The organism is Paenibacillus sp. P3E (assembly GCF_001909045.1).
Taxonomy (GTDB): domain Bacteria; phylum Bacillota; class Bacilli; order Paenibacillales; family Paenibacillaceae; genus Paenibacillus_AQ; species Paenibacillus_AQ helianthi.
The window spans coordinates 1-19412 of the sequence record NZ_LVWH01000238.1 but is presented as its reverse complement, the minus strand read 5'-3'; the positions used below and the strand labels follow the sequence as shown (position 1 = coordinate 19412).

Below are 19412 nucleotides of genomic sequence, written 5' to 3'. Positions count from 1 at the left end.
CCTTTATCCGCGGCGGCGGTGAGCACAGCGTGGGTCTCCAGAACAGTGAGATAGGCAGAGTGCAGGCTGCCAAGCCTGATGTCGGGTGATTTGGGCGAAAAAAAACACATTTGTAGTTATGCAGCATTTATGCATAAAGTACATTTGTGCGAGTTAAGTAAATTTAGAACATATTAGTCATTTTTTATGAAAAAATAAATTATACACTTCTCCATTAATTCTAATCTCCGCATTTAGATATGAATAATCCTTCGTTCCATAGCCGTAGCCACTGCTTGAGATCTTGAATCCACTCCAAGTTTTGAATAAATGCTTGTTAAGTGCGCCTTGACCGTCCGTTCTGTAACACCCATGTCAAATGCGATTTCTTTACTTTTATATCCACGTGCTACAAATTGAAGTATTATTTTTTCCTTGTCCGTTAAAACAGGGATCTCTGTTTTTTTATCGGAACCTTCTTTACGCTCTTTGGCCGCTAACACTTTGGTCATGATATCAGACTGTAGCAGTGTCTCTCCCCGGATCGCAGATTCGATAGTCCGAAACAAATGAACACGATTGGTATCTTTCAGCAGATAACCTTTTGCCCCCAGTGCCAGCGCATTTACCATTAATTCATCTTCATTATAGGTGGTTAAGATGATGACCGGAATTTCACATTGATTGTCACTTAATACCTCCATCGTTTCCATTCCGCTCATTACTGGCATATTCAGATCCAGCAGAATGACATCGGGCTTCAGCTCGTCTATCAGGCGCAGCGCCACCTGTCCATTCTCTGCTTCTCCAATGATATCAAACCGTTCGTTGGTTTCGACAATCAGCTTCAAGCCGTCACGAACGAGCTGATGATCATCGACAATCAATACCTTTATGGTACTCATAGCTTGTCTCCTTTATGAATGGATGCTTCTATTATAATTCGTGTACCTCTAGATGTACTGGTGATTTGGAGTTGACCTCCAATCAACCGTACACGCTCATATAAACCCAGCAAGCCATAATGGCCTGCCTGTTTGCCGATCTGGCTTGTATCAAAGCCTGTCCCGTTATCCTTGACCCCAATCTCAATACGATTATTCCGTTCAGTCACAGTCACCCAGACTTTGTCCGCCTTTGCATGCTTCGCCACATTGGTTAGACTTTCACTTACGATATATAGACTGTGCTCCATCAGCATTCTGGACATTTGGCTGACCATATGGATTTTGGGATATACATTAATTCCGGTCGCCTGGAAAAAACGTTGTATCTCATCAGTAAGTGATTCACGAAAGTCAAGATCGGAAGAGGATTTCATCCTTAGATTATCAATCGCCCGCCGGGCATCAGCCAATAAACTTCGCGCCTGGCTCATCGACTGTTGAATAATTTCCTGTGATCTTCGAATATTTCCCTGTGAGATAAATTCATCTGCAGCATCAAGCTGCATAACGAAAGCAGCTACCCCTTGCGCAAGCGTATCATGTAGGTCGCGGGCCATACGCTGCCGTTCATTTGCCAAAGTAAGTTCCTCTACTTTCCGGTGCGCTTTTTCCAAGTCCTTTAGAAAATTCTGTGTCCTCAGCCGGGCATGAACTTGTTCAAAAAACAGTAATGCATACGCTATAACAATAATTAACATTAATAGAAATAAAGGAATCAACAGAAGCAAGTCAGGCATTTTCCCCAAATATAGCTGAGCATAGCAGAATATAAACACACAGAACAGAAATACAAATGTGATTTTTCTTTTGTGATAATAAAGCCCTACACTCTGGCCGATTAATATAGGCAATAATCCAATAAGAACAGCAGGAGAACCTTCAGGCAGCAGTAATGCACAGGTCAGGATCAGCAGTCCTTGAATCAAAAAATACAACCATGACCGGGAACGTGTCAGCCTAAATGAATTCCAGTGTAACAGGGCATGAAGCACATAGGTCATTGTGAAGAAAATGTCGGGTAGGATGAGTAGTTCTTTAACATTTTGCAGAATCATCGTCGCTACATATACCATCTGTATCCACAGCAGGATGGGAATCCGGGAGACAAGCATTTCATCGGAATTCTCATACTGTATTGTACTTTCATTTAGAAAAGTGCGCATACTTTTCATCGTTACACAACCTGTCTCTTATTATTCTTCCTTTTAATAAAAGGTTATTTATATGACTTCCGCCGCAACATAAATCGATTTATTCGAATGAAAAAAAATAACCTAATAGTAGCCCAGCAGCAGTAAACACTGTCACTTGGATTCTATTTATACGGCGTGCCTTCTGTTCTTCTACTTGTTGAAGGGAGTCCATAGCCTCTACTAACTGTTGACTCTCTACTTCTTCTTTCACATACATTTCATGTCCAATTGTCATTTAGCTTCCTCCTGCTTGTAGGACTTCGTTTTAATAGGTTTCATTAGATAGCTTACCGCTAGACTTCGAGGTTTCGTGCGGCTTAACAGCCCGCAAATACTGGGAGCTATGAGTACGGTTTTTATTCTCGTCATTTCAATTAGTTTTGCCTTTAAATACTCCGCAGGGCGCTCGGCCAGAGTCTGTGAAATGATAACCAAATTTGAATCCACTTCATGTTGATTAACTAATATTTCATGAAGAATCGCATCCACAAGACTTGTGGCGTATTTGTCATCAGCTCGAATCCTTCCCGTTTTCACTTCACCCTCAGATCTTAGAGCTAGCGGGCTTATTATCCGATTCTCCAATCCGTAGACATTACCTCGTATGCTAGAAGTCCCTGTATCATCCAGTAGCATCGTAAACTTCATATTCTGACGGTATTGTTGTAGCCGTTCAATAACGGTAGTCACTTGAAATCCTTTACTGGCGATAAGGACTGCTTGCATAACTAATAGTGCGGTTCCGGATGAAAGGCTTTCCGAATCTATGACACACACCCGTCCTGACGGAAATGCGCCTGCCGCAGAAACTGCATTCTTATAGGCCGGTGACAGTTCCGAAGCTATGCTAATAAAAAGAACATCCTTCCCGGCGGAAATAACGGGTGTAAACGCGGATATGAAATCATTCACGGATGGAGCCGCAATACCGGGAACTCTCCCTTGTTCGAGCACCAGTTTGCAGATTAGATCAGTAGATAAATCCACTTTATCTTTAAAAACATTATTATTACTAAAAACTACATACACTGGTACGAGTTGTATTTGATGTTGTTCTATGAATACTTTTGGCAAATCGGCCAAGCTGTCTGTAAAGATTTGAAGAAGTGACATAGGCATCTCCTTGACCTCAATGTTGTATAAGGCTTATTATAGCGTTTTGAATACACAAAAAAATCGTACGTAAGGGCATATACCTTATGTACGAAAGGGAAATCAATACTCTTTTTATTCCTTAATAATCGCACTACAACGTGAGGGCACTGTATCCAGATAAAAGAGCAGCCTGTCTATGGACAAGCTGCTGTAATAAACATTTCACTATAGAAGCTTCTATATATTGAAAAGAAAACCAACAAACAACAACTAAAAAACTACCGGAAGTTCTTTTAATCCTCGAATAATCATACCCGGTCGCCATTCCATGAATTCCTCAGATATTTTCAATTGAATATTCGGCATTTGGCGCAACAAGGCGGATATAGCGATTTCTCCTTCAAGTCTGGCTAAAGGCGCCCCCAAACAGTAATGAATCCCTTTACCAAAAGCGATATGGTTATTCACCTTGCGTGTTATATCAAATGTATCCGGATCCGGGAACTGCTGCGGGTCACGGTTTGCCGAAGAGAAGGAGACAAAGAGCATATCGCCTTGCTGAATATGCTTACCGCCAAATTCAACATCCTCTGTTGCCCAACGTACATTACTCACTTCAGCCGGTCCGTTATACCGCAAAATTTCCTCAATAGCTGGTTGGATCAGTTCAGGATCTTCTAGAAGCAACTGTTTCTGGTCAGGATTATTCAGTAAGGCAAGCATACCGTTACCGATAAGATTTACCGTGGTTTCATGACCTGCAATGATAAGTACAAATACAAGTGCATACAATTCCTGCTCCGAAAGGACATCCCCATCCTCTTCTACACTGATAAGATCACTAATCAAATCCTCCTGCAGATCCAACCGCCTTTTGGTTATCAAAGAATGAAGATAGTCCACAAACAACGCCATTGCTCCATCGCTCTTCTGATTAAATTCTGTGTTATTAACCCCCTCCATGATGGTATTAGACCATTCACGGAATTTATCCTGATCTTCAACGGGAACCCCCAGCATCTCACAAATCACGATAATCGGCAGCGGGAAAGCATATTCTTCAATTAAATCCATCTCTCGTTTTTCTTTTGTCTGAATGATTTCAAGAAGTTCTTTACTAATCTCTTCAATCCGGCCGCGAAGCCGTTCAATCATCCGCGGTGTGAAGGCTTTCTGTACCAGCCGCCGCAGCCGGCGGTGATCCTCAGAATTGACGCTAAGTAAATTACGGGAAATGATTTCTTGGTGCGGGGGTCCCGCTCCCGCTTCATTACCCGCATACGGAGAATTTGTTACAAAACGTGAATCCTGTAGAATCTCTGCTGCATCTTCATACCGGGATACAATCCACGCAAACTGGCCGCTAGGCAAGAGAAAACGATGAACCGGGTCATTTTTTCGAAGCTCACTATACACCGGAAAAGGATTATTGATAAATTTCTTGTTCAGAAAGTCTACCTTTGAACTCTCCAATTCCTTATTCTGATCCGTTGACATGTCAAACCTCCTGACGATGTTATAAGTGGAGTCTCTTCGGGCTTGTTGAGCCCTAGCCACAGTTTCCAAATACTCTCAAGATTAGGCTTAATTTCATACTGATTGTATGTAATCAAGCTTCGTGAATATAGTATAAAATTATCTTTTAGTATTTTTATTAGGAAAATATACACTATTGTGTCTTCCGGGTCAGATATTCTTTACTTGTAACTTATGAAGACTTTTGCAAGACTTCTTCAGGCTTTTTCTTTTACTCAAAATTAGGTTTCGAAGAAAACTGCAAGCTTTCCTTCTTTTCCACTCCACTGTCTGGGTGTTTCAGCTTCTCCATCACGGCTTCACCTTCAATATCCAGGTTGGGCAGAATCCGGTCCAGCCACTTCGGCAGGTACCAAGCCGATTTCCCCATCAGTGTCATAGTTGCTGGAACAATTATCATTCTAACAACAAAGGCATCAAACAGAATTCCGAACGCTAGTGCAAAGCCCATTGATTTGATGATCGGATCTTCAGCCAGCATAAAGCCAGTAAATACCGAGATCATGATGAGTCCTGCCGCAGTCACCACGCTCCCACTATGACCCATTCCAGCAAGCACTGCCTTTTTCGCATCTCCAGTCTTTTTATATTCTTCGCGCATCCGGCTTACAAGGAATACCTCATAATCCATCGCTAGACCGAATAAGATACCCACAACGATAATCGGCATGAAGTTCAATACCGTACCTGTTCCATAGAATCCGAACAAGCTGCCCATATGCCCATCCTGTATAACAAAGACCGAAAATCCGAGGGTTGCCGCAAGAGACAGAATAAAACCAAGTACGGCTTTAAGGGGTACTAGCAAGGAGCGGAACACTACCATCAGGAGAACCAAAGCCAGCCCAACGATAACCAAACAGAATTTAGGGAGCGCTTCGTTCAACTTTTGGGAAATATCAATATTGACTGCAGAGGTTCCAGTTACCATCAGTTCTACATGATTTTTTTTCAAAATCTCAGGTGCCTGATCCCTGATCGATTGTACAAGCTCTTTGGTTTTCACGTCATGCGGTCCGGTAGCAGGGATGATATTGATTAACGCCAGTTTTCCTGATGGACCCGGAATAGCCGGAGACATACTTCCTACATTAGGCAATGTCCCCATCTCTTTAGCTACATTAGATACATTCTCTAGAAAATTCCCTTCACCATCTGCCCGTGCCAGGACCACAAGCGGACTATGGAAACCAGGGCCGTATCCTTCAGCAAGCAGATCGTAGGCACGGCGTTCTGTCTTTTCAGTCGGCTTTTGCCCATCATCCGGCAAACCAAGCTCTATATGAAGAAACGGCAGGGCTATCGTCCCCAGCAGGATCACGCCTGCGATGACCATTATCAAAGGCTTACGGGTCACGAAGCGCCCCCAACGGTTGCTCTCATGGTTCGCTCTCTTGCGCGGCTTCAGCCATCTATTGCCGCTGCTCGCGCTAATACGCTCTCCAAAATCTGCCAGCACTGCCGGTATCATGATGATAGAAGTTAGCATGGTTACAAATACAACAAATGCTCCGGACAATCCCATTGCAGTCAGAAATGGGATTTGGACAACGGAAAGACCAGCGAGACCGATAATGACCGTGATAGCCGCAAAAACAACCGAACTCCCTGCTGTTGCATTAGCTATAGCGATCGATTCGGACCGCTCGTACCCTTCCGCTAGCTGTTGTCGGAATCTGGAGACAATAAAGAGCGCATAGTCTATTCCAACTGCCAGGCCTAGCATGGCTGCAAGCGAAAGTGCTACGGATTGAATATCTACTATATTGGAACCTATCATCATTCCCAGCAGCCCAACCCCCAGTCCCACTGCGGCAGTGGCAATCGGCAGAACACCCAGCAGGAACGAGCTGAACGTAATGGCTAACACGACAAACGCGATAAGAACACCGATGACTTCCGATGGTCCTAGAATCTTCATTTGTACAAATGCTTCACCAGAGAGTTCAGCCTTCCAGCCTGAGAAGCGCATAGCATCAGCGACGTCCGTAATATGCTCTCTGGATTCATCCGTCACTTCACCGGCTGGTGTTTTATAAGTTACATCTATATACGCTATGGTCTTGTTTGCACTTAGGGAATGGTTCTCATAGGGACCCACAACGGATTTCACTTGTGTGTCTTCCGCAAACTCTTTCAAGGATTTCTGAATGACGGCCTGAGCAGTTTCCGAGGACAATGTCTCCTGTTCAGGAACTTTGATGACCATTCGGGTCTTTCCACCGTCACCCTGCGGGTTGGCGAATTCCTTGTTCAGCACTTCAATCGCTTTTTGGGATTTAAGCCCCGGCATGCTCAAGTCATCACTGAACGCCGGTCCCATAGCTAAAGCCAGCACTGCCAATGCCAGCAATATCCCTACCCCTCCGATAATTACCTTCTTTGAATTCCTCACCGACCAGTGTGCCAGCCGGTATAATAATGTTGCCATTTTGTTTCTCCTCCTTCTATCCTGCAATACTGATTTCTTTCTTTTACTTGAATTCATTTTACAAACCTTGAAGTAAAAATACATCGTCCATAAGGGAAGCCAGTCTATGTACTTTTGGGAAGCATAAAAAAACATACGGAACAAAATCCCATTCCGTATGTTACAGTTTGTCAAGTTCCTTAAATATGAATAATCCCTCGTTCCATGGCTGTTGCCACGGCTTGGGATCTTGAATCGACTCCAAGTTTTGAATAGATGCTTGTTAAATGCGCTTTAACCGTCCGTTCCGTAACGCCCATATCAAACGCAATCTCTTTGCTTTTATATCCGCGTGCTACAAATTGAAGTATTATTTTCTACTTATTCGTTAAAATAGGGGTCTCCTTTTTGCTAGAGTTGGTATCTTCTTTGCTCTCCTTGGCCGCTAAGACTTTGTTCATGATATCGGGCTGCAGCAAGGTCTCTCCCCGAATTGCAGATTCGATGGTCCGAAACAAATTGGTACGATTGGTGTCTTTCAGCAGATAGCCTTTTGCTCCCAATGCCAGTGCATTTACCATTAAATCATCTTCGTTATAGGTGGTTAAGATGATGACGGGAATCTCGCACTGTTTGTTACTTAATGCCGCCATCGTTTCCATCCCGCTCATTACTGGCATATTCAAGTCCAACAAAATCACATCGGGTTTCAGCTCTTCAATCAGGCGGAGCGCAACCTGGCCATTTTCTGCTTCTCCAATAATAACAAACCGTTCGTTGGTCTCAACAATGAGCTTCAAGCCGTCACGAACGAGCTGATGATCATCCACAATCAACACCTTTAGGGTACTCATAGCTTGTCTCCTTTATGAATAGGTGCTTCCATTCGTATTCGTGTACCGTTTGATGCACTGGTAATCTGGATTTCACCCCCAATCAACCGTACACGCTCAAATAATCCCAGCAAGCCATAATGACCTGCCTGTTTGCCCACCTGGCTTGTATCAAAACCTGTCCCGTTATCCTTAACCTCAATCTCAATACGATCATTCTGCTCATTCACAGTGACCCAGACGTTGTCCGCCTTAGCATGCTTTGCCACATTGGTTAAACATTCACTTACGATATATAGGCTGTGCTCCATCAGCATTCTGGACATTTGGCTGGACATTTGGATTTTAGGATATACATTAATTCCGGTCGCCTGGAAAAAACGTTGTATCTCATCGGTGAGCTCCTCATGGAAAACCATTTCAGAGGCGGAATTCAACCTTAGATTATTAATCACCCTCCGGGCTTCAGCCAAAGTTCTTCGTGCTTGTCCCATGGACTGCTGAATAATTTCCTGTGATCTTCGAATATTTCCTTGTACGATAAATTCATCAGCAGCCTCAAGTTGCATAATGAAGCTCGCTACTCCCTGCGCAAGCGTATCATGGAGGTCGCGGGCCATACGCTGCCGTTCATTGGCTAATGTAAGTTCCTCCACCTTGCGGTGCGCATTTTCCAGATCCTTCAGAAAGCTCTGTGTCCTCAGCCGCGCATGGACCTGTTGAAGAAACAACATACTGTACGCTATTACTATAATCAGCATTAGAAAAAAAAGCGGGGTTATCAGTAACATCTCATACGCTTTTCTCAAAAATATTTCAGCATAGAAGAACATCGACACGCTGTATAAGGACACAAATATGATCTTTCTATTGTGAGAATAGAGCCCTATGCTCTGACCGATTAATACAGGAAGCAGACCGATAAGAACAGCCGGTGAGCCGAAAGGCATCAATAAAGCACAGGTCAATATCATCAAACCTTGAGTCAGGAAATACAACCATGACCAGAACCGGGTTAATAAATTTGAGTACCAGTGCACCAGAATATGAAAAAAATAAGTGATTGAAAAGAATAGGCTGTTCAGAAAGATCAGTTCGTTAAAGTTCTGTAATATTAGTGTCGCTACATATACCAGTAATGTCCAAATTAAGTATAGGGATTTGTATCCGCATAAATATGACGGCCCACATTATGACTGGCCAAACTACGGACCCGTGACAGGGAGACTCCTTTACAGGACGAGGAAGTTGAGAATAATATGATTCATCTTATGAAGGAGCTTATGGCCGGAAATGAAGCGCCTGAAGAACAGTATGTCCGTCTAGGTTATGTAGAAAGTGTAACTGATCCTTTGCACGCAGAATTCGTAAATTTTAATGAGAATACTCCACTGGGTGACTTGTTGGATCATGAAGCTGCGACCGAGGTGCTGGAGAAATATATGCCGGGCATATACAGCAGTCCAATGTCAAGTATAAGAGCAAGCTATTCACTCAAGCAATTAGCCGCTATTCCTCAATCGGGCATATCTAATGAACTCCTGATAACTATTCTAGCTGATCTGTCTGCAATCAAATAAATTAAAATATCAATTGTTATATTTAAACAAGAGCGGAATACTATAAATCCTATAGTATCCGCTCTTGATTGTATTATTTCAGCACAGAGTTTCGATAGCCTTTTGGTGTGATACTGTAATGATCTTTGAAGGATTTCTGGAAGTGACTTTGAATGGCAAAGCACAAATAGGAGCTTGCTTTATGTAATGCACGACTTGATAAATGATAGTATCAATATTCACAGGAAGGACTATCTTTGAAACGCGAAGTGTGTAGTCCTGTAATTACTGTCGCAAGAGTAAATTAATGGAATCCATATATAGGAAGTCATATTCTTGGCGACAAAGCCTATGGCTCAGAAGTGATTCGGAATTGTGCTTTTTCAATAAAATCAAACATTTTCGCCGTGTGGCTACTCGTTCCGACAAATTACAGCGAACTGCACAAATTCCTCCAGTAATTTCTCGTTTAGGAAGAACATCATATAATCCAGTATATACTCGGAACCGGGTTCTCCCGACTTGTCATACTCAATTAGAGTTGATTTGTGAACAAACATCATTTCGTTACTCCGCACGGTATATTCCCGATCTCTGAAACGAACCTTGTAATTGCCTGATTTCACGTACAGCAGCAGATGATCCTTTAGAAAGTACGACCCTTTCCTCCCTTGAGTATGCAGGCAGAAAGTAATTACAGATAATCCGTTTTGCTGCAGGCTTCCTGTTTTATCTGGTGCATTGACCAGTTCTTGCGGTGCCTTGATTGTTTTGCCGATGCTAATGGACATGAGCAGTTCCGCCTTTTTAGCTTTTACCAATACGATAACAGAAAACTAGAAAAGAAACTTTGCTGCTTAGCTCAAATCTTTTGTCTATTTAGTCCAAAATACAAAACCTTATTCATTAATCATCTCAAGTAGTGCTTCTATCGGTTTATTATAGCTAGCCAGTTTCTTGGCATTATACTCTATACTTCCAAGCTTAATTAGTCCCGAAGCATATCCGGAGCTTTTGTAAAATATCGCAAGGTTCCCCCAGGGGGCGTAGTAAGCAAGGTCTCCTATTGATGCAGCTGTCCCTGGCGGAGAACCCTCGGCAGATAGACGTGTTGGAAGATCACTGATCTTCTCAGCACCCGCATAGTCCTGTAAGGTTAGCTTTAAAGGAAGCTGGGTGATGAATCCTTCGACTGCTTTACTATCTATTAATGTGGCTATATATTCATCCTGCCCAATTGTTATTTTTAATTTCATATTAGCTCACCCCCATTCACCCTATGGATTGATTACATACTTTGAAAAATCTCAATCCCCCGCTTCAAGCGCTGCAAACCATCTTCCAGGCGCGTTTTTGGGCAGGCGTAGTTTATTCTTATAAACCCTTGTCCATTCCCACCAAAAATAGCTCCTTCAGAAATGTACAATCCGGTTTCTTTTCTTATACATTCGCATAGAGCTTTCGAATCATTAGTTACAGCTGTGCAATCAATCCACGCCAGGTAGGTAGCCTCTGAATGAATGACCTTAAGCTCTGGAAGCTCTGCTGCCATAAAATATTCAATCCATTGCTTATTGACCATTAAATATTCCAGCAGTGCGTCAAGCCAAGGTTCCCCTTCTGTGAAAGCAGAAATGGCCCCTTCAATGGCAAAAGCATTAGGTTCAGCCACTTCATCGGTATTGATTCCACGATTTACAAGCGCCCTCAGCTCCGGATTAGGTACGATAATAGATGACGTTTGAAGTCCTGCCAGGTTAAATGTTTTAGTTGGAGCCACACATGTGATGCTATTCAGGGCTATCTCTTCGGATACCGAAGCAAAGGGAGTATAGCGGTAGCTTGGATGCGTTAGATCACAATGAATTTCATCCGAAAGGATCAGCACATGATGTTTAATACAAAGGTTGCCGATGGTCTCAAGTGTTTGTTTGTCCCACACCTTGCCTATTGGATTATGCGGATTGCAGAAAATCAGGAGTGTTGCTTCGGGATCGGCCAATTTCTCTTCCAGATCGGTGAAATCGATGGAATACCTTTGATCCTTATAGACCAGCTCGCTCGTAAGAACCTTTCGCTGATTATTCACGATCGAGTTATAAAAGATATTATAGACTGGAGCCAGCACCAATACTTTCTCATTCACTTTGGTCATTTTACGTACAATGGAGGAAACTGCCGGGACGACACCAGTACAGAACATAATCCATTCCTGTTGTATCTGAAATTGATGCCTCCTACTCCACCACCCTGCAACTGCATTGTAGTACGTATCAGGAACCATCGTGTAGCCAAAGATCTTATGGTCTAATCTCTTCTGCAGAGCTTCAACAATTGCCGGAGACGTCTCGAAATCCATATCTGCCACCCATAGCGCAAGCTCGTCCGAATGAACATCCCATTTATAAGAGTTCGTACCCAAACGGTTGGTCATTTTATCAAAATTAAACACGGAATGTTTCACCTGCTACCTCCGAATTAAACGAGTTGCTTCGTTGGACGAATTAAAATTTCACTTACAGCAACCGTTTCAGGTGTACTAATGACATAGGCTACTGCGTCAGCAATATCACTTGGACTCAAACCCACACCTGCAATTTTTGCGTTATTTTTCAGCCATTCTCGGTTTTCACCGTCATTGACCGTTGTGTACAGCTCAGTATCCACTAATCCTGGGGAAATAATTGTGCTGCGGAGATTGTTCTCACGTTCTTCCTGACGCAATCCCTCCATGATAGCACGGACAGCAAATTTGGTTCCGCAGTATACAGCAGAACCGGGATATACAACATGTCCTGCCACGGAGTCCGTTGCAATAATGTGCCCGGATTGCTGTTTTTTCATGATAGGCAAAACTGCAGCAATCCCATTCAGAACCCCCATAATGTTGATATCAAGCATTTGACGCCATTCATCAAAACGGGTTGCTGACAGCGGTGCTGTCGGCATAACTCCAGCATTATTGTATAGAACGTCTACACGGCCATACTTCTTAACTGCTAAATCAATAACCGCTTGAACTTCTTCTTGTTTGGTTACGTCCGCAACGGCATAAGAAATTTCAGCATTAGGCAAGGATTCAACAAGAGATTTCAGGCGATCTTCACGTCTAGCCGCAATCACTAATTTTGCGCCTTCCCCGGCAAGCTTCTTCGTTGTGGCTTCGCCAATCCCGCTTGATGCCCCCATGATAATGACAACTTTCCCTTTAATATTAGTCATGTTAATTCCTCCTCAGTTTTTGATACAGGCCAAGTTTACAACTTCAAGTTAACTTGAAGTCAAATTCCTTTTTTTGATTTACGTAAGCTACACCAAAACCAGTTATGGCAATCAATAAGAGAATAATTGCATTTGTGGAAACCAATGATTGCATACTATGGACATGAGATAGTTGTCTAATCAATGTCCCTTCATAAGGTGAAAGTGTGGCTCCTAAGTTATAAGCGACCAACACGATAGTAGTGCCCAATTTTGCCATTTTCGCAATTTGCTGCGTAAAGGTATGTAGCAAATAAGGCATGATACAACGAAATGAAAATCCGATAACCATTGAACATAATGTAGTAAGATAAACACTCTGTGAAATCGTCGTTACAAACATGGATCCTCCAAGTAAAAGGATGGCTAAAGGTACAATATAGTTTCCGAGATATTTATATAATTTTCCAAAAGAGAAGCCGGCAATAAAAGCTCCTAAACCTATAAAGGCAATCATATTGCTGCCGTTCGTCGCGTTCCCAATATTCTTCTCCATTATCAAAGGAGTAATTTGGATATTGTAGTTGATAAATAGAGTTACAATTACAAACAATAAAATGCCAAAGCCAATCATCACTCGTAAGGATCTTTTATTACTTGGATGGTCTGAGGTCGTTGTTAGTTGTTCCGTCCCGCCTTTCTCTAGCTCCCTTTTATCAGCCGGAACAAAGAAAAGGAACGCAACAAAAACGGGAAGTGCCAATGCATAAACATAAAATGATGTATACCAGTTAATTTTTAATAATTGACCCACGAATAGTGTCAGACAGATACCTCCCAATCCCTCAAAGGCACTCTCGAGTCCAATTAAAGATGCCTGTTTTCCGGGATTAGTTTGGTATATGTCGCTGATCATCTGAATGATTAAGCGGTTAAATAAACCAATACCCAGACCAAACAAGCAGCGGGAAACGAATAACAATGAAAAAATATCGTGCTTAAGTGCCGGGAATATCCCTGCAATGAATACGAATCCTAATCCTGTTAAAATGGTTCTCTTCTTTCCGATCCGCAGTTCAAGCCGATTCCCGATTAGAACACCAAAAATAACAAACAGGGAAGGTATTGTAGTCAGTAACCCTACCTGGGTCAGAGAAATAGCAGGAAAATCTTTCGCTATCGCCGGAATATTAGCGGCGATTATTGGTCCTGAAGATATTAATACCGCTACTGACAACAAGGAGTACGTCTTTAGTTTTTCCTTAGGTTTAATATGAATCCCACTCCTTTAGCTACCGAATTCTGATTTATTCATGCTTCGCTTCTATTACGAGTGTGCCTTTGAGCTTCCCCTCTCGTTCAAGCAATTTTCCGTCGTAGTCCTTAATTTTCACGGCCAATCTGCTGATAGATTCGTCAAGTTCTTTCCGTTTCTGTATCAGCTTCTCCCTCTCATTGACCAAGATCTGCTTGCGTGCTTCTAAAGAGTGATCACCGCTAGCGAATAATGACGTATATTCAATTAATGCCTCTATCGTCAAACCTGAATCCCGCATACATTTTATAAAATCAATCCATTTGATATCTTCCTCGTTGTAATCACGCACACCGCTTTCTTTCCGGTTAACCGGCGGAAACAAACCAATGCTCTCGTAGTATCTTAATGTGGCTGCCGAAAGATCAAACAGCTTAGCAACCTGGGTAATATTCATACCTTCACCTCAATATCAATTTTTGTTCTAACTTATCACTTAAAGTTAACTTTAAGTCAAGTGAAGCTGGTCTATTATTTATAAAGCAATAACGCACCGAGTCCATGACTCAATGCGTTATTACGTCTTCATTCATTAGCAGACTACAGTTCTATACCATTGCTGTGAATTACTTTTTTGTACCACTCAAAAGATTTTTTCTTTCTGCGCTCCAATGTGCCATTTCCAGTGTCATCTTTATCCACATAAACGAAGCCGTATCTTTTGCTCATTTCTCCGGAACTGGAGCTTACCAGATCTATACAGCCCCAAGTAGTGTATCCTAGCAAGTCGACTCCATCCTCTTCCACTGCTGATATGAACGCTTTTATGTGTTCACGCAGGTACCCGATTCTGTAATCATCTGCGATATATCCCGTTTCATCAGGTGTATCCAGCGCTCCCAATCCATTTTCTACAATGAATAACGGCTTTTGATAGCGATCATATAATGCATTTAATGTAATTCTTAGCCCCAGCGGATCAATCTGCCATCCCCATTCACTTGTCGTTAGATGTGGATTACGCAGGGTCGGAAACAGATTTGCGGCGGTTTGCGTATTTACCTCCGGGTCCGCACTGGTTAACCGTGAGCCATAGTAACTGAACGAAATAAAGTCAACGGTATTATTTCTTAAGCATTCCTCATCTCCGTCTTCCATTTCCAAGTGAATATCCATTCGTTCAAGCATTTTCTTGGCATAGCTTGGGTATTCTCCACGGGACTGTACATCAACGAAAAAGTAGTGTTCCCGGTCTCTTGTCATTGCTTTCCAAACGTCATCTGGTGCACATGTATACGGATACGTGCTTGCACCCGCCAGCATACAGCCTATCTTAAATTCCGGATTGATTCTGCGCGCAATTTCAGTTGCTTTCGCACTTGCGATCAGTTGATGATGTGCTGCCTGATATTTTACTGCATCTTCATTTTCACCCTCTTCAAATACCAGGCCAGAGCTTCCAAAGGGCAAATGCAATAACATATTGATTTCGTTAAAGGTTAACCAATACTTCACTTTATCTTTGTACCGGGTGAAGATGGTTCCACATAGTCTCTCATAATATTCGACCATTTTGCGGCTTCTCCATGAGCCGATTGTTTTCACCAGATGGATAGGTACATCAAAGTGAGTAATCGTTACTAATGGTTCAATGCCATATTTTAAACATTCATCAAAAACACGTTCATAGAATTTCAATCCCTCTTCATTCGGGAGTTCGTCATCTCCATTAGGGTAGATCCGCGTCCATGCCAAAGATAAACGGAAGCACTTAAAACCCATTTCTGCTAATAAGGCAATGTCTTCTTTATAGTGATGATAGAAATCAATGGCTTCATGACTTGGATAAAAATGTTTCTCGTCACATTCCAGCATGCTGACTTTCCCTTTCATAACAGGAACCCGATCCTTCCCCGCTGGAATTACATCGACTGTTGACAGCCCTTTATTACCTTCTGCATATCCGCCTTCACATTGGTTGGCAGCAACCGCCCCACCCCAGAGAAAATCTTTTCTTAAGGTCATCTAAAATACACTCCTAAGTTTGAGTATTGTTATGCTTTTACTATCAGCAATGCATTGTTGAAATCAATATAATCATGACTACTCTCTGATACCACATCAGAATAATTATAGGTGTTGGTTACAATAACAGGAGTTTGAGTAATATATCCCTCTTGTTTGATTTTCTCCAGATCGAAGGTCAGTAAGGTCTGTCCTTTTGTAATTCTTTGACCCTCTACAACATGGGCTTCGAAATATTTCCCATTCAGTTTAACGGTGTTGAGCCCTATATGGATGAGGATTTCTACTCCGTCATCGGATAAAAGACCCATTGCATGCTTCTTAGGAAACAGTGAAACGATAACTCCGTCAAAAGGTGCAACTACTTTCCCCTCGCTAGGCTCTATGGCAATTCCCTTTCCCATTGCTTCAGAAGAAAAGGCAGCGTCCTGTACATCTTTTAGCGGAATTATCGCCCCTTTGATCGGGCTCATAATCACGGAGTCTTTAATAGTAATCATTTCGTCTGCACTACCAATTGTTTCCTGAGTGGTCAATCCTTTTTCATATTTCAGACTTAAGAAGTAAGTAATAACCGCTGTTACAACAGCTGTAATTACTAATGCAATCAAAATATTATACAGATTCCAAATATTCTCTCCGATGTATAGCGGAATGGCTGGAATTCCTGAAGCACCTGTCGCATAACGAGAAACATTCATTAGTCCTGCATACAGCCCTCCACTGGCAGCACCAATCATAGCAGCAATCAGTGGATATTTTTTAGGTAAGTTCACGCCATACAGAACGGGTTCTGTAATTCCCATAAAAGCTGTTATCCCGCTAGAAGTTGAAATTTGCTTTAATGCTTTGTCCTTTGTTCTCATCCCTACCACTAATGCAGCGACGCCTTGAGAAATACAATTTATCATCGCTCCAGGGCCGATAATGTTCTCGTACCCGAGTGTGGTGATTTGAGCCAACGATAAGGGAACGATATTATGGTGTAGTCCAAACATAACCAGTATGGGCCAGAAGGTTGCGATGACGAATATAATCATCCAAGATCCGTGTGACCCCAGGAAATCAAATCCCATAGCTAAATACGTTCCGAAAAATGACCCTAGAGGTCCTAATACCGTTAAGCTAAGGAGCCCGACTACCAAAATCGTAAACATCGGAACAAAAATAACTTTGACTGCGTTTGGAATGATTCTTTTGAATATCGCTTCAATGTAAGATTGTGCCCAAACAGTTAAGAGGATTGGAACGACAGAAGAGCTGTAAGCAACCAGGGTCAAGGGGATACCGAAGACGCTAACGTCATTCCCGTCTGTCCGCAATTGGGTCAAGTTTGGATGGAGTAAAATACCCGCCAGTACTAAAGCCAAGACAGGACTGCACTTTAACTTATTAGCAGCAGAGTACGCCAATAGAAACGGCAGGAAGTAGAAAATGGCATCCGACATAAAACTTAATACATAATAGGTCTGGGACTCCTTTGAAATCCAACCAAATAAAATAAGTAGAGCGAGCAGCGCTTTTATCATACCTGCGCCAGCAATAGCTGGAACGATCGGACTAAATGTACCGGAAACGAAATCGATTAATTTGCCGATGAACCCTGCCTTTCTCTCTTTAGCTAGTTCACGACCTGAACCTTCTACGGATTTCAGATGCTTAATAGCCTCCGTGTAAACGTCTTCAACATGAGTACCAATAACTACCTGAAATTGTCCGCCGCTCTCGATAACATCAAGAACGCCGGCCAAGGCTTTCACGGCTGGTTGATCTGCCTTATTATTATCATTCAGCGCAAATCTGAGTCTGGTCATGCAATGAGTTAATGTAGATACATTTTCACTGCCTCCGACTTTCTCTACTATTTCCCGAGCTAATTCCTCATACTTCTGGCTCATGCAATTATGCCCCCTCTTAATAAATGCTGCATAATATGAACGAATACGGAAGCGCTTTACAAACATAAAAAGCTATTTATAAGCGATAAGTAAAGGCTTCTTTCACATTACACCTTTAAAATATCACTATATAAACAGCTATAGCCAATGCCTATATTTCATTATTGATTATGCCTGTAGGGCATGCTTGATGTACTGTAAAAACCTGGTCGCAGTCTGATTAAAAATTTTATGTTTTTTCCAGACGATCACACACCCGAATTGAAGTTCAGGATAAAAGGGCCTAAAGCATAAATGATCAGAATGCTTCATTGCAAAAGCACCCTCAATACAAATTGCCGTGCCCATTCCCTGCTCCACGAGATTAACCACATTGGAAATTAAGTTATAGGTAGCTACAAAGCGTAATTGTGAATGCTCATCTGCAAACCAGCTGGCAATTTCATTTTGTAATACCGATCGGCTGGGTATAAGCAAGGGCACTCCGGCCAAGTCTTTGGAGGTTACATATTCCTTCTGTGCCAGCGTTGACGAGGTTTTGGTAAGAATTCCCCAGCGTTCCTTTTGCGGCAGTCTGATAAAATCATATTTTTCAATATGAATAGGCTCTAACAAAATGCCAACCTCGAGTAATCCCTTATCTATTTTCTCCTTTATGTCATCGCCGGTCCCGCTGAAAATATGATAAGTGACCTGCGGATATTCAACATTAAACCCTTTTAATAACTCGAAAATAACATTTGTTGTTAATGATTCAACACTTCCAATGGATATTGTTCCTCCAACCAGATTGCTCTGATCTTTAAACTCTTTCTCTGTTTTATCCGCAAGGGTAAGGATTTCTTCTGCTCTTTGACGCAAAAGCATCCCCGCATCGGTTAGTGTTATCTTACTTTTTCCACGTGTGAACAATTGAGTTCCTAAGTCTTTTTCAAGATCGGCCAGCTGTCTGCTTAACGTAGGCTGTGTAACATGCAGGATAGTAGCAGCATGCGTAATATTTTCAACACGGGCTACTGTTAGAAAATACCGAAGTACTCTTAATTCCATGGTTCCTCCTGATTGCATTTATTTTAAAATTTCAATGGTACGGTGAAGTCACCATTCATGCCTGTGAATGCCTCCATTCCTGAGTCTATCTTACCTAATGGAACGAGACCACTGGAATAGCCAAAATCCTTATAAAAGACAACTAAATTTCCCCATGGTCCATATAAGGTCAGATCACCTGCTGAAGGATTGAAGCCATCCGGCGCTTCCTCCGTCGTGAGAGTATTCGGGAGGTAACTGATTTTTTCTGTTCTGTTGTAATCCTCAAAGGTCAACGTCAAGGGAAGCCCGCTTAAAAAGTCCCGGCTGGTAGGATTGTCGTACATTGTGGCTATGATTTCTTCGCCATTTACAGTCATCTTAATTTTCGCACTCTGTACTTCGGACACTTCAGCGACTGGTTCCCGTTCTCCACAAGCTGTGAGCAATAT

The 19412-nt window shown here is 42.3% G+C and carries 18 protein-coding genes and 1 pseudogene; 1 reads left to right on the top strand and 18 read right to left on the bottom strand.

Features of this window, described 5'->3' with window-relative positions; all coding sequences use genetic code 11:
* Positions 1–233: 233 nt before the first annotated feature.
* The 8 genes and pseudogenes from A3842_RS30950 to A3842_RS30920 form a co-directional block, all read right to left on the bottom strand.
* Complete coding sequence (locus tag A3842_RS30950) at positions 234–884, bottom strand: response regulator (protein WP_074103881.1); 651 nt, start codon at positions 882–884, stop codon at positions 234–236.
* A complete protein-coding gene (locus A3842_RS30945) occupies positions 881–1981 on the bottom strand; it encodes a sensor histidine kinase (protein WP_256701952.1) in 1101 nt (366 codons plus the stop codon). Before A3842_RS30945 ends, A3842_RS30950 begins: the two co-directional genes overlap by 4 nt.
* Before the next feature lie 196 nt (positions 1982–2177).
* The gene (locus tag A3842_RS32815; protein ID WP_167374634.1) at positions 2178–2354 is read right to left on the bottom strand and encodes a hypothetical protein; all 177 of its coding nucleotides are present in this window, start codon (positions 2352–2354) and stop codon (positions 2178–2180) included.
* Complete coding sequence (locus A3842_RS30940; protein ID WP_074103880.1) at positions 2351–3232, bottom strand: DegV family protein; 882 nt, start codon at positions 3230–3232, stop codon at positions 2351–2353. The genes A3842_RS32815 and A3842_RS30940 overlap by 4 nt, the downstream gene beginning before the upstream one ends.
* A 252-nt stretch (positions 3233–3484) precedes the next feature.
* Positions 3485–4711, bottom strand: coding sequence for a cytochrome P450 family protein (locus tag A3842_RS30935; RefSeq protein WP_074103879.1), 1227 nt, complete (start codon positions 4709–4711; stop codon positions 3485–3487).
* A gap of 250 nt (positions 4712–4961) precedes the next feature.
* Positions 4962–7181 carry an MMPL family transporter gene (locus A3842_RS30930; protein WP_074103878.1) on the bottom strand — a complete coding sequence of 740 codons (2220 nt, stop codon included), beginning with the start codon at positions 7179–7181 and terminating at the stop codon, positions 4962–4964.
* A gap of 179 nt (positions 7182–7360) precedes the next feature.
* A pseudogene (locus tag A3842_RS30925) lies at positions 7361–8014 on the bottom strand (response regulator).
* On the bottom strand, positions 8011–8754 hold the full coding sequence (locus A3842_RS30920; protein ID WP_178382448.1) for a sensor histidine kinase: 744 nt from the start codon (positions 8752–8754) through the stop codon (positions 8011–8013). Before A3842_RS30920 ends, A3842_RS30925 begins: the two are co-directional and overlap by 4 nt.
* Before the next feature lie 510 nt (positions 8755–9264).
* Between A3842_RS30920 and A3842_RS30915 the strand changes: the two genes are divergently transcribed.
* Complete coding sequence (locus tag A3842_RS30915) at positions 9265–9573, top strand: hypothetical protein (protein WP_143186420.1); 309 nt, start codon at positions 9265–9267, stop codon at positions 9571–9573.
* 392 nt (positions 9574–9965) lie between these two features.
* On the opposite strand, the gene A3842_RS30910 is transcribed toward A3842_RS30915, so the two are convergent.
* The 10 genes from A3842_RS30910 to A3842_RS30865 all read right to left on the bottom strand — a co-directional run.
* A complete protein-coding gene (locus tag A3842_RS30910) occupies positions 9966–10343 on the bottom strand; it encodes an AraC family ligand binding domain-containing protein (RefSeq protein WP_178382447.1) in 378 nt (125 codons plus the stop codon).
* 108 nt (positions 10344–10451) lie between these two features.
* On the bottom strand, positions 10452–10808 hold the full coding sequence (locus tag A3842_RS30905) for a cyclophilin-like fold protein (protein WP_074103876.1): 357 nt from the start codon (positions 10806–10808) through the stop codon (positions 10452–10454).
* A gap of 32 nt (positions 10809–10840) precedes the next feature.
* Positions 10841–12004, bottom strand: a complete 1164-nt coding sequence (locus A3842_RS30900) for a MalY/PatB family protein (protein WP_256701951.1) — start codon at positions 12002–12004, stop codon at positions 10841–10843.
* Positions 12005–12030: 26 nt separating this feature from the next.
* Positions 12031–12774: an SDR family oxidoreductase gene (locus A3842_RS30895; protein WP_074085129.1), complete on the bottom strand. Its 744-nt coding sequence runs from the start codon at positions 12772–12774 to the stop codon at positions 12031–12033.
* Between the two features lie 43 nt (positions 12775–12817).
* Positions 12818–13990: an MFS transporter gene (locus tag A3842_RS30890; protein ID WP_178382446.1), complete on the bottom strand. Its 1173-nt coding sequence runs from the start codon at positions 13988–13990 to the stop codon at positions 12818–12820.
* Positions 13991–14060: 70 nt separating this feature from the next.
* Complete coding sequence (locus tag A3842_RS30885; RefSeq protein WP_074085127.1) at positions 14061–14465, bottom strand: MerR family transcriptional regulator; 405 nt, start codon at positions 14463–14465, stop codon at positions 14061–14063.
* Positions 14466–14608: 143 nt separating this feature from the next.
* Complete coding sequence (locus A3842_RS30880) at positions 14609–16033, bottom strand: 6-phospho-beta-glucosidase (protein WP_074103874.1); 1425 nt, start codon at positions 16031–16033, stop codon at positions 14609–14611.
* A 29-nt stretch (positions 16034–16062) separates the two neighbouring features.
* A complete protein-coding gene (locus tag A3842_RS30875; protein WP_074085125.1) occupies positions 16063–17931 on the bottom strand; it encodes a beta-glucoside-specific PTS transporter subunit IIABC in 1869 nt (622 codons plus the stop codon).
* Between the two features lie 168 nt (positions 17932–18099).
* The gene (locus tag A3842_RS30870; protein WP_074103873.1) at positions 18100–18981 is read right to left on the bottom strand and encodes a LysR family transcriptional regulator; all 882 of its coding nucleotides are present in this window, start codon (positions 18979–18981) and stop codon (positions 18100–18102) included.
* A 23-nt stretch (positions 18982–19004) separates the two neighbouring features.
* On the bottom strand, positions 19005–19412 hold a 408-nt coding region (locus A3842_RS30865), incomplete at its 5' end, for a cyclophilin-like fold protein (RefSeq protein ID WP_305953409.1).